17 protein-coding genes and 2 pseudogenes are annotated in these 13,404 nt (G+C 60.3%); 9 read left to right on the forward strand and 10 right to left on the reverse strand.

Features of this window, described 5'->3' with window-relative positions:
- Positions 1-4 precede the first annotated feature (4 nt).
- Positions 5-1,072: an ROK family protein gene (locus WN72_RS05480; protein ID WP_092220394.1), complete on the forward strand. Its 1,068-nt coding sequence runs from the start codon at positions 5-7 to the stop codon at positions 1,070-1,072.
- On the opposite strand, the gene WN72_RS05485 is transcribed toward WN72_RS05480, so the two are convergent.
- The 3 genes from WN72_RS05485 to WN72_RS47700 all read right to left on the reverse strand — a co-directional run bounded on the left by WN72_RS05485 (position 1,069) and on the right by WN72_RS47700 (position 3,036).
- Positions 1,069-1,434 (reverse strand): response regulator transcription factor, encoded by a 366-nt coding sequence (locus tag WN72_RS05485; RefSeq protein WP_092220392.1) that lies wholly within the window; start codon positions 1,432-1,434, stop codon positions 1,069-1,071. The genes WN72_RS05480 and WN72_RS05485 overlap by 4 nt on opposite strands.
- Positions 1,435-1,604: 170 nt before the next feature.
- Positions 1,605-2,108 (reverse strand): YciE/YciF ferroxidase family protein, encoded by a 504-nt coding sequence (locus WN72_RS05490; protein ID WP_092220319.1) that lies wholly within the window; start codon positions 2,106-2,108, stop codon positions 1,605-1,607.
- Between the two features lie 61 nt (positions 2,109-2,169).
- Positions 2,170-3,036: a hypothetical protein gene (locus tag WN72_RS47700; RefSeq protein ID WP_430640410.1), complete on the reverse strand. Its 867-nt coding sequence runs from the start codon at positions 3,034-3,036 to the stop codon at positions 2,170-2,172.
- A gap of 119 nt (positions 3,037-3,155) precedes the next feature.
- Between WN72_RS47700 and WN72_RS46625 the strand changes: the two are divergent.
- Positions 3,156-3,266, forward strand: a pseudogene (locus WN72_RS46625) (aldo/keto reductase); the annotation flags it as partial.
- A 170-nt stretch (positions 3,267-3,436) separates the two neighbouring features.
- On the opposite strand, the gene WN72_RS47705 reads toward WN72_RS46625, so the two are convergent.
- Positions 3,437-3,769 (reverse strand): ATP dependent DNA ligase, encoded by a 333-nt coding sequence (locus WN72_RS47705; protein WP_244553999.1) that lies wholly within the window; start codon positions 3,767-3,769, stop codon positions 3,437-3,439.
- A gap of 3 nt (positions 3,770-3,772) precedes the next feature.
- Positions 3,773-4,354 carry an ATP-dependent DNA ligase gene (locus WN72_RS47710; protein ID WP_244553998.1) on the reverse strand — a complete coding sequence of 194 codons (582 nt, stop codon included), beginning with the start codon at positions 4,352-4,354 and terminating at the stop codon, positions 3,773-3,775.
- A gap of 115 nt (positions 4,355-4,469) precedes the next feature.
- On the opposite strand from WN72_RS47710, the gene WN72_RS05515 reads away from it, so the two are divergent.
- Positions 4,470-4,655 carry a DUF3606 domain-containing protein gene (locus tag WN72_RS05515; protein ID WP_028133503.1) on the forward strand — a complete coding sequence of 62 codons (186 nt, stop codon included), beginning with the start codon at positions 4,470-4,472 and terminating at the stop codon, positions 4,653-4,655.
- 14 nt (positions 4,656-4,669) lie between these two features.
- Here the strand turns inward: WN72_RS05515 and WN72_RS05520 are convergent.
- Positions 4,670-4,870 (reverse strand): annotated as a pseudogene (locus tag WN72_RS05520) (3'-5' exonuclease); the annotation flags it as partial.
- A gap of 484 nt (positions 4,871-5,354) precedes the next feature.
- On the opposite strand from WN72_RS05520, the gene WN72_RS05525 reads away from it, so the two are divergent.
- On the forward strand, positions 5,355-6,275 hold the full coding sequence (locus WN72_RS05525) for an ABC transporter substrate-binding protein (protein ID WP_167381174.1): 921 nt from the start codon (positions 5,355-5,357) through the stop codon (positions 6,273-6,275).
- Positions 6,276-6,654: 379 nt separating this feature from the next.
- Here WN72_RS05525 and WN72_RS05530 read toward each other — a convergent pair whose 3' ends face one another.
- On the reverse strand, positions 6,655-7,689 hold the full coding sequence (locus WN72_RS05530; protein WP_194482984.1) for an IS110 family RNA-guided transposase: 1,035 nt from the start codon (positions 7,687-7,689) through the stop codon (positions 6,655-6,657).
- A gap of 357 nt (positions 7,690-8,046) precedes the next feature.
- Here WN72_RS05530 and ligD point away from each other — a divergent pair, with 357 nt between their 5' ends.
- Positions 8,047-8,973 (forward strand): non-homologous end-joining DNA ligase, encoded by a 927-nt coding sequence (ligD, locus tag WN72_RS05535; RefSeq protein ID WP_194482985.1) that lies wholly within the window; start codon positions 8,047-8,049, stop codon positions 8,971-8,973.
- A 509-nt stretch (positions 8,974-9,482) separates the two neighbouring features.
- On the opposite strand, the gene WN72_RS05540 is transcribed toward ligD, so the two are convergent.
- The 3 genes from WN72_RS05540 to WN72_RS05550 all read right to left on the reverse strand — a co-directional run bounded on the left by WN72_RS05540 (position 9,483) and on the right by WN72_RS05550 (position 10,913).
- A complete protein-coding gene (locus WN72_RS05540) occupies positions 9,483-9,806 on the reverse strand; it encodes a hypothetical protein (RefSeq protein ID WP_092215077.1) in 324 nt (107 codons plus the stop codon).
- A 74-nt stretch (positions 9,807-9,880) separates the two neighbouring features.
- Positions 9,881-10,372: an Hsp20/alpha crystallin family protein gene (locus WN72_RS05545; RefSeq protein WP_194482986.1), complete on the reverse strand. Its 492-nt coding sequence runs from the start codon at positions 10,370-10,372 to the stop codon at positions 9,881-9,883.
- 82 nt (positions 10,373-10,454) lie between these two features.
- Positions 10,455-10,913 (reverse strand): Hsp20 family protein, encoded by a 459-nt coding sequence (locus WN72_RS05550; RefSeq protein ID WP_194482987.1) that lies wholly within the window; start codon positions 10,911-10,913, stop codon positions 10,455-10,457.
- Between the two features lie 333 nt (positions 10,914-11,246).
- Between WN72_RS05550 and WN72_RS05555 the strand changes: the two genes are divergently transcribed.
- From WN72_RS05555 to WN72_RS05570, 4 genes are all read left to right on the forward strand, one after another.
- Complete coding sequence (locus WN72_RS05555) at positions 11,247-11,474, forward strand: hypothetical protein (RefSeq protein WP_430644628.1); 228 nt, start codon at positions 11,247-11,249, stop codon at positions 11,472-11,474.
- The gene (locus tag WN72_RS05560; RefSeq protein ID WP_194482988.1) at positions 11,471-11,650 is read left to right on the forward strand and encodes a hypothetical protein; all 180 of its coding nucleotides are present in this window, start codon (positions 11,471-11,473) and stop codon (positions 11,648-11,650) included. The genes WN72_RS05555 and WN72_RS05560 overlap by 4 nt, the downstream gene beginning before the upstream one ends.
- Entirely contained in the window at positions 11,647-11,901 is a 255-nt protein-coding gene (locus WN72_RS05565; protein ID WP_194482989.1) for a hypothetical protein, read from the forward strand. Before WN72_RS05560 ends, WN72_RS05565 begins: the two co-directional genes overlap by 4 nt.
- A gap of 969 nt (positions 11,902-12,870) precedes the next feature.
- Positions 12,871-13,230 carry a nuclear transport factor 2 family protein gene (locus tag WN72_RS05570; protein ID WP_092221021.1) on the forward strand — a complete coding sequence of 120 codons (360 nt, stop codon included), beginning with the start codon at positions 12,871-12,873 and terminating at the stop codon, positions 13,228-13,230.
- Positions 13,231-13,404: the final 174 nt, after the last annotated feature.

Raw genomic sequence — 13,404 nt, forward strand, 5'->3', positions numbered from 1 at the left:
GGAATTGTCCGACGAAGTCGTCACGACCACGGGAATAGCGGCCCATGGCGCTTCGCGCCTTCCGTCCGTGGAAATCGACAGTTTCAACATCGAGCTGAAGGACGACGAAGGATTCATCGGAGACCGCGCCAGCAAGGGCGCCTTCCGGGACATCCTCGAGAAATGGCGCAAGCCTCTGCGCAAGTCAGGCGAGGATCCGTTCGGGAAGGAGCCGTCGGAAAACATCAGCAAGAAAGTGCTCGATGGGATCCTTGTCGGCGACGATACGGAGGCTTCGGCGGTCGTTCACAGCGCGATCGAGGAGTTCGCCCAGGAGTTGGCCCACGTCACACGCTGCTTCCTCAAGTCCAAGGCTTGGGAGAAGACGGAGCGCATTGTGGTAGGCGGCGGCTTCCGCGACAGCCGGCTTGGCGAACTGGCCATCGCCCGCACCGAGATCATTCTGAAGGCCGAAGACTTCAAGATCGAAATGCTCCCGATCCGCAACCACCCCGACGACGCGGGTCTGATCGGTGCCCTTCACCTCGCGCCTTCCTGGATCTTCGAAAGCCACGACTCCATCCTCGCCGTCGACATAGGCGGCACCAACATCCGCTGCGGGGTGGTCGAGACCCGCCGCAAGAAATCGCCCGACCTCGCGAAGGCGTGCGTCTGGAAGTCCGAACTGTGGCGCCATGCCGACGATGAGCCGAGCCGCGAACAGGCCGTGAAGCGCCTGGTCAAAATGCTCAAGGACCTCATCGCGAAGGCTGACAAGGAAGGATTGAAGCTGGCGCCCTTCATCGGGATTGCGTGTCCGGGCGTCATCAAGAGCGACGGCTCAATCGAGAAGGGTGCGCAGAACCTGCCGGGCAATTGGGAGAGCAGCAAGTTCAACCTGCCCGCCAGTCTCGTCGACGCGATCCCGCAGATCGGCGCGCACGATGCCGCCATCGTCATGCACAACGACGGTGTGGTTCAGGGCCTTTCCGAGATGCCGTTCATGCAGGAAGTGAAGCGTTGGGGCGTTTTGACCATCGGCACCGGGCTGGGCAATGCACGCTTCACCAATCGAAGCAACGGCAGGAGCTAGACCGGCGGCGACGCCCGGCCGTTCGTCACCTCCCGGATGGCCTCGACGATCCGCTCCGGGTGATAGGGTTTCTGCAGCATCAAGCTACCCGGCACGGGGCGCGGGGCGACCGGGGAAAAGCCCGTCGCATATATCACGGGAAGATCGGGATGCTGCTCGCGGCAGCGCTCTGCTATCTCCCAGCCGTCGATTCCGCCCGGCAGCTTGACGTCCGTGACAAGCACGTCGGCGGGTTGGCGGCCGCACCATGCGAGAGCCTGCTCGCCGTCGGCGGCGTGGATCACGTCGAAGCCTTCTTCTCGGAGAACTTCGACGACGAACTCGCGGATGAGGGGATCGTCTTCGACGACGAGAATACGCACCGGAAACACCTAAGAAACGGACAATGTTGTGAATCTCGAAACAGCCCAAACTTGAGGCAGTTCCGCGATAGACTTGGGATAATTTGCGCCTCTCCGCCGGAGCAAAAACGGCCCCGCGGATGCGCGAGGCCGTTCGATCCAAGAGGTAAGGGGGCGAGGTCGAGAGCCTATCAGGCCGCCTTCTGGTTCACGTCGCTCAGAGCGAGCTTGTTGAGCTTCTGGTCCGTCGCCTTCTCCTCGTCGAGGTTCTGCTGCAGGACGGAAGCGCAGTCGTCCCGGCCGAGCTTCTTCGCCCAGGCGATCAACGTGCCGTAGCGCGTGATTTCGTAGTGCTCCACGGCTTGCGCCGCGGCAATGAGAGCGGCGTCTAGGACTTGCTTGTCGTCGACGTCGCCGGCGACATCGCTGGCCTCCTTCAGGATGCCGTCGATCGCCGGGCAGTCGACGCCCTTCGCCTCGACGCCGTGCATCTGGAACACCTTCTCGAGCCGCGTGATCTGGTCCTTGGTCTCCGAGAGATGCGTCTCGAAGCCGTTCTTTAGCGTCTGGTCGGTCGCCTTCTCGATCATATCCGGCAGGTTCTTCGCGATCTGCTGCTCGGCGTAGTAGATGTCCTGCAGCGTGTGCACGAAGAGGTCGTTCAGCGTCTTGATGTCTTTTGTGAAGAATCCCATGGCTTCCTCCGGGTTGGGTTTGGACTGCAACGACCGGCGCCGGCGACCGTTCCTTGCGCCGTCACAACGGGGTGATTTCCTGCGCCCGGATGACGATCTCCTCCTGGACAAGCTCCTTCTCGAGTCGTGCCCGCAGCGAGCGCCAGTAGTCCCGCTGGAGTTGTTCCGACATGACTTCGACGACGGCGACGGTGTCCCGTTCGGTTTCGCCGCCGCTGCGCCACAGGCCCTGACCCGGTGCCCGGACGAAGCTGGTGGCGCCGCCGAACTTCTCGGTCAGCTCATAAAGGAATTGCTCGAACCATTCCTGCGAGACCGGTTCGCCCTCGCCGGTCTCCTTGGGCAGCAGGATCTGGACGAGATAGGAACTCATGACCATCGCCGTGCCGAGCCTGGCCAGGCGGCGAGAAGGGTTTCGGTCGTGACGCACTCCACCTGCTGGCCGAACCTGTTCGTGTAGACGTTCATCAGGGAATCGTGCGTCTCGTCGGCGGAGCTGCAGAGCACATCGGTCGCGAGAACGACCCGGAAGCCCCAGTCCATCGCGCCCAGCACGGTCGCGAGCACGCAGACATCGGTCTCGCCGCCCGAGATGATGAGAGTGTCGACACCGGCGCAGCGAAGTTGCGTGTGCAGGTCTGTCCCTGTCCACGGCGAGTAGACTTGCTTTTTCGAAGGTGCGCGCGGGCGACACGAAGCGGGCGAGATCCGGGACGAGATCGATCATCTCCGGGCCGAGCCGCTCCAGCTTCATCGAACTCCAGCGTTCGTAGTAGCGGCGCCACATGCCGCTGGCCTCGCCGGGCGTCTTGGCCGGGATGAAGCGGGTAAAGAGGGTTCGTTCCGCGTGCGCCGCTGCGATGGCAACGATGTTGGGAAGGACCCCTGGCAGCCACGGAATCTTCCATTCGGTACTTTCGGCGAACATGCGCTGCCTGACGCCGACGGGCGCAGATCCCCAACGTTGAGAGAGAACCAATGATTGCTCAGGAAACTTTCACCCTTGGCAACGGCGTGCGAATTCCCAAAGTGGTATGCGGCACTTGGATGATCGATGACGGCGATGTCGCCGGCCTCGTTCAGCAGGCGATAGCGATCGGCTACCGCCATATCGACACGGCCCAGGCCTACGCCAACGAGCGCGGCGTCGGCGAAGGGCTGCGCGCCAGCGGAATCGCCCGCGACGAACTCTTCGTCACGACGAAACTCGACCTGCAACTCCAGGTTGCCTTGCCCACGATGCTATCCGAATGGATGCTCGCGGCTGTAGGGCCGGCGGTCAAAGATCGACCGTTCTTCCCGGCACTGCAGCGTGTCCTGGCTCGAAATCAAAGGTCTTCGCGAATCCCTTTGAAGAAGGGATGTCGTACCTTGCCCTCAGCCGACTTGGCGCGATACTCGATCTCCGCAAGCAACTTCGGTTCGACCCAGATGCCCTTGTGCGCAATCCGCTTTGCGTAGGGCTGAGTCTTCCGGATCAGCGGTTTTAGTCGCTTCTGAAGCTCGGCGGCGGAGACCTTGTCGAAGCCGTGATCGACCTTGCCGGCATAGACCAGATCGTCGCCCTTCCGTCGACCGAGATAGATCCCGTCCCATTTCCCCTCGTCGAGTGCGAAGCCGGCGATCGCCAGCGTCTCGCGCTGCGCGCAGGTCTTCTTCACCAGTTATTGCCCCGCCCGCTGGGTATACGCTGTCGCGGACCTTGGAGACCACGCCCTCCAGGCCGATCTTGCAGGCATGGGCGAACATGTCGGCGCCTCGATCTCGAAGCTTTCACTGAACTGGATCTCGGTGCCGGCGATGATCTTCTTGAGTTCTGCCTTTCGTTGGATTAGCGGAAGCTTCCGCAAGTCGCGCCCGTTCAGGTACAGCAGGTCGAAGGCGACCAGGACGATGCTGGTGGACTTGCCCTTCAACTCGTTCTGCAGGACCGAGAAGTCCGTCGTGCCGTCGGCGGCCGGGACCACGACCTCGCCGTCCACGATCGCCGAGCCGGCCTTGATGTGCCAGGCGTCGTCGGCGACCTTCTTGAAGCGGTTGGTCCAGTCGTGGCCGCGACGGGTGAAGACTTTGACGGCTTCGTTGGCCAAATGGACCTGGACACGATAGCCATCGAACTTGATCTCGTGAATCCATCTCGCGCCGGACGGCACTCGCACGATCGAGGACGCCAGAGCCGGTCCTACGAAGCCGGGAAACGGCGCCTTGAAGCCGATCGCCGCCGGTTTACGCCGCTGAAACGCCACGCACGAACTCCAACGCAACAACTGGCGGACTCAATCCGGACGGGCCGGATTCGTTTCCGGAACCGGCGATTCCTTGCGGCGTTGCATCGCCACAGTTTTCCAAATGGAGGAGCCGATGGCGGCAGCGAAGAAGAAAACCGCGCGTGGACGCAAACAGGACCGGGCCCGGGTTGCCAAGGGACAGGACTACGAAGTCCGGTACGAAGCGAAGAAGACCGGCCGCTCGGCGTCGGCCGTGAAAAAGGCCGTCAAGAAGGTCGGAAATTCCCGCAAGCGCGTCGAGAAGCGCCTTGGTCGCTAGGCCGGCAAGACCGCTCAAATTCGGCCGGAGAACCGGGTGAAGGCGGTCAGCCTCTGCACGCCGGGCTCGACGTCCTGCATGTAGATCTGGGTCCGCAGGAACGCGATCTCGTCCTCGAGAGCGGTCTCTTCGACATCTTTGAACCAGGACTTCGGCCTGCCGTCGCTGCCGTCGTTCCAGCGATAGCCGCGCCGCTTCAACGAGTCCTTGAGCTCCTGCGAAGCGCGCCTCTCAAAGTACTCGCGCCAACGGTGGCTCTCCCGGAATCGAGGTATCCCACGCGCCAGCGGCGCCTTTCTTCAGCGGTCGCGATGGTCGCCGAGAGAAATGCGAGGCCGCTAGTCAGCCAAGCCCGGCGCGTTATTAGTCGGCGCATGGAACGAGCTCATTTCGCAACACTGGGCGGCGTTCATAGCATCTTCACAGGCCGCAATCGAGAGAATCAGATGGGTGTCAGGGGGTGTACTCATAAAGGCGATGTCAGCTGTTGATGGCCAGGCGGAAAGCATCTGCTCGGTTGAACTTTACTGCTTTTGACCCAACTGGGACATGCCCCTGTCTCGATACGGTGTGCTAAGGTGCGGTGCGAAAAGTATGTCCTGACAGCGTGAGGGGCGTATGCGAAGGCGCGGCTTTGTTGCAGGGCTCGCCACCACTGCAATGTGGGCTCTCGGTGTGCACGCGCAGCAGCGAACAAAATTGAAGCGCGTTGCGATGGTTCATCCAACCGAAAACGTTGGAAACATGACCCTAGCCGGTCGGCGCTTTTTCAGAGGTATTTTCGAGCAACTCGCGGCGCTAGGATATGTCGAAGGCCGGAACCTCCTGGTGGAGCGGTATTCTGGCCAAGGAGTATCTGATCACTACGCTGAGTTAGCTCGTGATGTCGTCAAAACCCAGCCCGACGTTATACTTTCCATCGGAGGTCAGCTAACTGAGCCATTCAAAGCAGCAACGGCAACAATCCCAATCGTTACCACTTCGGCCGATCCGGTTTTCGTCGGGCTTGTGCCTAGCATCGCCCGACCGGGAGGAAACATCACTGGCGTTAGCGTGGATGCAGGACTACAAATCTGGGGAAAGCGTCTCGAAGTTCTTAGCGAGGCTCGACCACGACTAACCAACGCCCGCTTCCTTGCGTCACGGCGAAGTTGGGACAGGGTGGAAGGGCCAGCCGTCCGCGAGGCCGCCAAACAGTTGAGGATTTCGCTTGAAGGCGCATTGCTGGCAAGTCCTATAGGCCCGGCAGCATATCGGGACGTATTCGGATCGATGGCGCAAGAGCAGGTCGATGCAATCGTCGTATCCACTGAAGCTGAGCACATTTCCAATCGTGCACAGATAGTGGGACTTGCCGCCGAACACCGGATCGCCGCCATATACCCGTTTAGGGAGTTCACGGATGCCGGTGGACTCTTGGCCTATTCGGTTGATCTTGGAGAAACTGGGCGGCAGTTGGCCAACATGATTGACAAGATACTTAAAGGAGCTAAGCCCGGAGATGTCCCCGTTCTACAACAGGTGAAATTCGAACTGATCGTCAATCTTAGGACGGCGAAGGCCCTTCGCCTCGATATCCCGGCGAAACTGGTTGCTCGCGCCGACGAAGTTATCGAATGACGAAGCCATTTGCTGCGATGCATGAGTCCGCAAGTGGCCCTTAGCGGTCGTCGGTCCTCGACGTCGTGATGTCTGTTTCTAGAAGGGGAACAGACTCGTCTGGAATTAGGAGTAGACGGCCTTCTGTAATGGGCCCGATGATGTCAAGCCTCCCGAGTGAACGTCACGCCGCCGAGCTCATGCTTCTGTCCGTGGTCAACGCCTGGCCGCCACATCATGCTGTCAGAGGGAGCGGTGAGCCTATCTAGATGCGCGTGGTTCGTCAGATGACGACCACTGGCCGTGTAACGGCTTCACCGGATCCACCGTCCCGGCGACGGGACTTCGGGCACCGGGATTCAGATTATCCCGGTTGCGTTCTTGATCTCCTCCACGTCTTCTATGCTGCGATCGAGCCGACGTCAGTCCATCGATAAGTTGTGCCGTCGACCCAGATCCGATGCAGGATCACTGCGAGCTTGCGTGCCAGGGCGACTTTTGCGCGCTTCGAGCCACGCCGCTTGGCGATGTCCATTCCCCAGCGCTTCAGTTTTGAGAACCGCGTGATGCGCGATAGCAAAACGTTGGCGGCTTCATACAACACCGTGCGCACCGTCTCGTCGCCGGCCAACGTGATCCCGCCTGTGACGTCCTTTTCTCCCGATTGGTATTTCTTTGGCGTAAGCCCGAACAGCGCACCTGCTGCCTTTGATTTCGCGATGCGATGAGGGTCATCAATCGCCGATTTGTAAGTAATGGCCACCAAGGGACCAACGCCTGGCACTGTCATAAGCCGGCGGCAGACTACGTCGTCACGCACAATTGCCAGCACAGCCTTGTGCAGCTTTCCATACTCTGCCTTCAAGGCCGATCTTGCCGAAAGCATCGCACTGTCAACGCGCTCCAACGTCGCCTGACCCGCAACCAACTCTCGGATCCGCGCTTCGAAATTCCTCCGCGTCACCGGGCCAACCTTCAGCCCGAAGCCGCGCAAAATTCCTCGGATACTTAATTCTACATCGATGAGCCGCCCGAGAAGCTGTTTGCGTGCGATCAGGAGGGCCCGGATCTCCTGCGCATCGACCGACTTTGCGTGTACCGGCCGAAACCATCCCATCCGGATCAACTGGGCGATCCCGCGCGCATCCTTGCGATCAGTCTTCACCGTCATCGCCGATAATGCGGCCTTCACATGCCGCGTTTCCAGCAGAACGGTTTCGAATCCTGCTTTTCTCAGCCCCGCATGCAACCATTGCGACAGCGGTCCGGCCTCCAACTCGATCCGCTTCACTGCAAAGCCAAGCGCCTCAAAATACTCAGCTAAAGCGTCGGGTTCGCTCGCGACCTTCGCCTCCCTCAAGATTTTACCCTGGGCATCCACAACGCGGACGCTCGACAGTTCCAACGACACGTCAATTCCGGCATAATTCTCCACGGCTGTCCTCCGTCTCCAGATGCTTGGGGCCGACTCGCGTCGTGACCCCGTTTCACCATCTATCGGGGGACAGCCACCATGATGACCACTTGCTCGGATCAGGGCCCATTACCGCATCTAGGTCGCCTTGCGTGAACATCCAAGAATTCGAGACACTTTCTCACATCGCGTTCTCTTGCCGTTCGGCTGGCGTTCTCGTTGACCTTGGAAATACAACCGGAAAACGCGATTGCGGTTGTATCCGAGAACGCGCTGGAACTCCGGCCGCGATTTTGCGTTCGTGACTCATTGATTGAGGTAGGTAGACTGCCCGCTGTTGGCCCAAATCCGACGGCGGGCTTTTTGTGAGTTGCGTGAGTGGCAAAGCGTACCAAGACACCGGCACAAAAGCCGGCGGCTCCTCAGATGCCGGGGTTTATTGCGCCCCAGCTCGCGACCCTCAAGATGAAGGTGCCCTCGGGGGCTCAGTGGATTCACGAAGTCAAATACGACGGCTACCGCATTCAGCTTCGCATCGACGGAGATGATCGTCGCGCCTACACGCGAAACGGCCACAACTGGGTCCACAAATTCTCCGTCATCGCCGGCGCCTTCGACGTCCGAGGTCAGGCGATCGTTGACGGTGAGGTCGTCGTCGTCCATGAGGAGCGACCCAATTTCTCCGAGCTGCAGGCCGACCTCGCGAGAGGGAATCAGGATCGCTTAGTTTACTTCGCCTTCGATCTCTTGTGGCTTGATGGCCAAGACCTTCGGAAGCTTTCCCAGCTTGCCCGTAAGGAGCTGCTCAAGGAGCTAATCGAGAGCAATAACATCAAGGAGCCTACCCTCTACAGCGAACACCATGAAGGTGACGGGCAGGCGCTGTTCGAGGCAGCCAGCAGGCTGAAGTACGAGAGCATCATCTCCAAACGAGTGGATGCTCCTTACCGATCGGAGCGGGTTGAAGCGTGGCAGAAGATCAAGGTTGTCCAGAAGGGCAAATTCCCCGTTGTCGGTTTTATCAAAGACCCGTCAGGTGTTGCCGCTCTCTACCTCGGCAAACAGGAAGGCGGGGAGCTAGTTTATATGGGCAAGGTCGGCACGGGATGGGGCCGGACCACCTCGCGCAAGATCAGGGATGCACTCGATAGTGTAGTTAGCCCCAAGAGTAGATTGAGTAAGCAACTCAAGAAGCACAAGGCGACTTGGGTCGAGCCGAAGTTTGTTGCCGAAATCGAGTATCGCGACATAACTTCCGAAGGACTGCTCCGCGCTAGCTCATTCAAAGGTCTAAGCCGGAAATAAACTTATGTTTCTGCGATCATCTGCACGCTGACGTACAAGCAATTCGTCAGAAGGAGCGTGCGATGGGATTGAAGCGCAGGCGATTCAAGCAGACAGAGTCTCTCGAGACGCGGCTTGAGCAATTTGCCCAGGATATGCGTGAGCGCGCGGACGGAAAGCCTCCGGGCGACGAACGTAACGCCTTGCTCAAGCGAGCACGTAATGCAGATCAAGCAATCGACATCGAGCGGCAACTTCAGGGTCACCGAAAGAAAGATCTTTGTCTGTCGAATGCGCGGGAGCGGCCGTCGACGTCTCGATCATTGCCTAAGCTACTGCAGTTTAGATCAGATCGCCGCTCATAGATCTGGAATCCGCTAGTTTGGGAGGGCGCCACCTTGAGGGTTGTCAGAGGAAAACGGTCGGGCTCAGGATAATGCGTGCCTATTGGTATACTGCGACGAACGGAACGGCCCATATCGCCGAAGCGTGTCCGATCAGAACCATCGTCATGACGGCCTGCGTGAATATCATGCCGACCTCCGTAATGCGGCGGTCCAAGGCCGCCGCCGCATCGGCAACCCGCCAGGCGGCGGGTCGTCGTCTTCGCCGTCGAGCCGCCGCAGCGCGGCGAGAATGTCGGCGAGCCGGATGGCGTGGCTCATGCCGGGTACCTCGCGCAAGGCGGGAAAGGACTCGACGGCGAACATATCGGACGCCCAGGACGACAGGATGATCCGCTTCTCCGGCGCGGAGAGCTCCGAATCGTTCAGGACATCTTCCGGAGACGCATAGTGCGCCGCCGGATGGAAGAGGGGATTGAGATTGCCTGCGTTCGTGCCAGCTTTTGTCATCGATGCCTCCCTTTACGCTCCTTCCTCGGAGGGTCTTCGGTGAGTTCGGGCGGCGTCGACCGCCGCCCGGGTCTTTACTGCGACTTGATCGCGATGCGCTTGACGCCCGCGCGCGGATGCTCGGACTTTGGTATCGAGATCGTCAGGACGCCGTCCTTGAACAAGGCCTCGGCCTTGTCTTCCTCGACGTCCTCGAGGACTATCTGCCGCTCGAACGAGCCGTAGTAACGCTCGGTGAAGTATCTGCCTTCCTCCTTGCGCCCGCCCTTCTTCTCGCCGCGGATGGTCAGCATCCCGTTCGCGATTTCGATCTGGACGTCCTTCTCCGTCATGCCCGGGAGCTCGGCAGAGATCGTCAGCCCCTTGTCGGTCTCGCTGAGCTCGATCTTGGGCCAACTGAATTGCCCCTCCATGAGCGGCGAGAGGCCTTCGCCCCCGAAGCCGCGGAAGACGTCGTCGAAGAGCCGGTTCATTTCGCGGTGAAGCGTCATGAACGGATCGCGGGTGCCGCGCGCCGGTGCGACCTCCTGGTTTCTGGACCAGGGAATGAGATCACGAACTGCCATGGTTTTTCTCCCTCGTTGCATGAGCCAGGGAGCGCGGCCGGGCTTGCGCGCGCCGCGCTCCGCCGTTGAACCTTGGCCGGCCTCAGGCCGCCTTCTGTTCGATGTGTGAGGCAGGAGAGGCGCCACTTCCGATCTGGATCCGGCGCGGCTTCATGGCTTCCGGCACCTCGCGGACGAGATCGATGATCAGTAGTCCGTCGCGGAAGTAGGCATCCTTCACCTGGACGTAATCGGCTAGGTTGAACACGCGCCGGAACGGTCGCGCAGCGATACCCTGGTACAGGTACTCGCCGGCCGCCTTCTCGGGCTTCCTGCCCTCGATGGTCAGCGCGTTCTGTTCGGCAGTCACGGCGATGTCGTCGGCGCCAAACCCGGCGACGGCCAGCGAGATCCGGTAGTGGTCGTCGCTGGTGCGCTCGATGTTGTACGGGGGATAGTGGTCTTCGCTCGGCTGGCGCAGCGTGCTGTCGACAAGGTCGGCCAAGTGGTCGAAGCCGATGGTGGAGCGCCACAGGGGCGCGAAGTCGAAGGTGGTCCTCATGTCCAAGTCCTCCAAAGAGCAAGTTGGATACAAGGAGCGCAAGGCAGGGTCAGAGCGGGTCTGGTACCCGGCCGGCGCCCGCGCCGGGCCCATGACGGCGCCCGGCACACCGCTCTCGCGGTGAAAAATCACTTAGAAAAACCCAAGGGCGATTCAAGGGGGACGCCGAAATTTTTTGAGCTCGCGGATTGGTTAACACGCCACCGCTCAAGTTTGACGCACTGCACCACTACAATCTTGACAGCGATTTCGCGCCGAATATTTTTTCGGCGGGAGTTCGATTTCCCGTTTTTCGAACCGCAAAAAGGACCTTAGAGACCGTCAGGAGTGGCGATGATGATCGATGAAGATTTTGCCCGCATTCGCGCGCACCGCAACAACATCCACCGCTATCGGAGACTTCTGAAGACTCGACTCTCAGATCTCGAGCGCCAGTTCATTGAACGGCGCCTCTCCGAGGAGAGTTCGGCGCTGGAGGCGTTGACGACCGAAACCTTCCCCATCGCATTCACCCAGCTCCAGAGGCAGTGCTCGCCTGCGAGCGCGGGGGCGGCGTCATGACCGACGTCAGGGACCTGCTGATCCGCGGCAGCGAAAAGGTCATCGCCCACTATCGGCTGCTGCTTGCGAGTGCGAAGACTGAGAAGGAGCGCGAACTCTACCTGAGCCGGATCGAACGCGAGCAGCGGCTTCTGGACCAGCTCCAGGGCGGCTTGCCGGGACGGATCGCGGCATGAACACTCGAACCGGCGAAGAGAACTACGCGGGCTTCGATGTCGTGTTGAAGCGACGCGGGCGCGGCCGATGGAAGTGGGCCGTCTGCGCAGCTGGAGGCGACGTCGTGATGTCCGGCACGGAGTGCAGCCGCGCTGCCGCCAGGTACAAGGCGGAGCGCGCGCTGTTTCTGCTGCTTTGCGCGAGCGCGTCGCGGGTGCTGTCCGTCGGAGAGGAGGGGCGGACCACAGCCTCGGGCTTGCTGCGGCGCTAGTGCTAGGAACCTTGAGCGCCAACTGATGTGCACGCTGGCGGCCTTGGTCACAGCCCCAAGCTTTCTCTTCGCCACTCGGCGTGGGTCGATTTGGACACACTTCAAGGAATATGGAGAATCCAAGGAACCCAGGACCCGAGATTTGCTTGTGTTCGCGGCTACGGTCTCGGTCCCACGAGGCACGAGCCTGTCCGGAGGCCCCAGCATCATCATGCCCCCCGGCCGGATGCTGGGGCCAACCACGGGGAGGCTGAATTGGACGAGACTTGGAGAATCGCTGTCGCGATTAGTGCGACCGCTATAGTCGCCGCAGGCTCCTTCTTTGCCATCCGGTTTATTATCGGGTTGCACCTATGACTCGACCCTAGGCATGACTTACAAACGCTACCGCGGATCGGCGCGTCGTTACGCCCTACAACGACGGAATAGCTGACCATACTGCTGCTTGGGGCCAAGACGGACATAGAGCGGGACGCCGAACGGCTATCAAATAAAGCTTATGCTCGCACGGCCCTTGTATCGCCAGCCGCCGCGGCGGCGATGCCGAATGCGTGGATTTCACGAGGTAGTCCGCCGCTCGGGCTCTCGCGCATGTCCACCATCATCGAAGAAACCGCCTCTCGTATTCGGCCAACGCTCAGAAGCGCGAACGCGTTTTCCTTGCAACGTTTAAGATATGCTTCTCGCGTCAATGGGGTCGTAGTCGTCATTGATCCTTGGTTGGTTTTGAATCGCAGTCGGTCCAAGCTTCTTGCCACCGTTTCCCGGCGTACAGTGTACTTTTAGACCCCGATCTCGAACACGCATTTTCAGATTCGAATGGCCATCACCAGCGGATAAGTATCCGCCCTAAGGCATTCGGCATATAGGCTTGGCCGAGTGAAGATCAAACACTTCGCGAGTCGATTGGCGAAGAGATTTAGCTGGGTACCTAGCCAAATCTCTGTGTCTGGCGCGGGAGGTGCTTGTATGTCTTTTGACCCGATGGCCGCCGCCGTCGACTGGCTTGATGCCTACCGCGCCGGCGATATCGAAACACTACTCGAAATGTACGCCGAAGATGCCGTGGTCTACTGCGATTGTGACCAGTTGGCGATCTCCGGGAGACAAAACCTGCGTGGCTACTGGGCTATCCATCTGCAGGAACACCAAGCTGCCGAGCTGGACAATCTTCAGCCCTCGGAGGGGGGCGCAACAATCTCGTACGTCAGCGGGGAAAACGTCGTGCAGGCCGTCTTGGACTTTGATGATGCCGGGAAGATCAGGACACTGAGCTGCAGGCCGATACGTCAGGCTTCGTCCATCGCCTGCCAAGGCGTAGTGTGCTAAGGGTCAAAAGCTGCCCTCGGCGTCTCCCTGATGGCTTTCCGCTCAGCCTAGGAAGCGGACCCTGCGCGGCCAAGGGGGAAAATCAGCCACGGGCTATCTCCGGCCTCATGCACGGCAGCAAAGGCGGCACGGTGATGCCGAGAGCGTTCGCCGCCACCAGGCGGCCTTGCCGAC

The sequence above is a fragment of the Bradyrhizobium arachidis genome (assembly GCF_015291705.1).
Taxonomy (GTDB): Bacteria; Pseudomonadota; Alphaproteobacteria; order Rhizobiales; family Xanthobacteraceae; genus Bradyrhizobium; species Bradyrhizobium arachidis.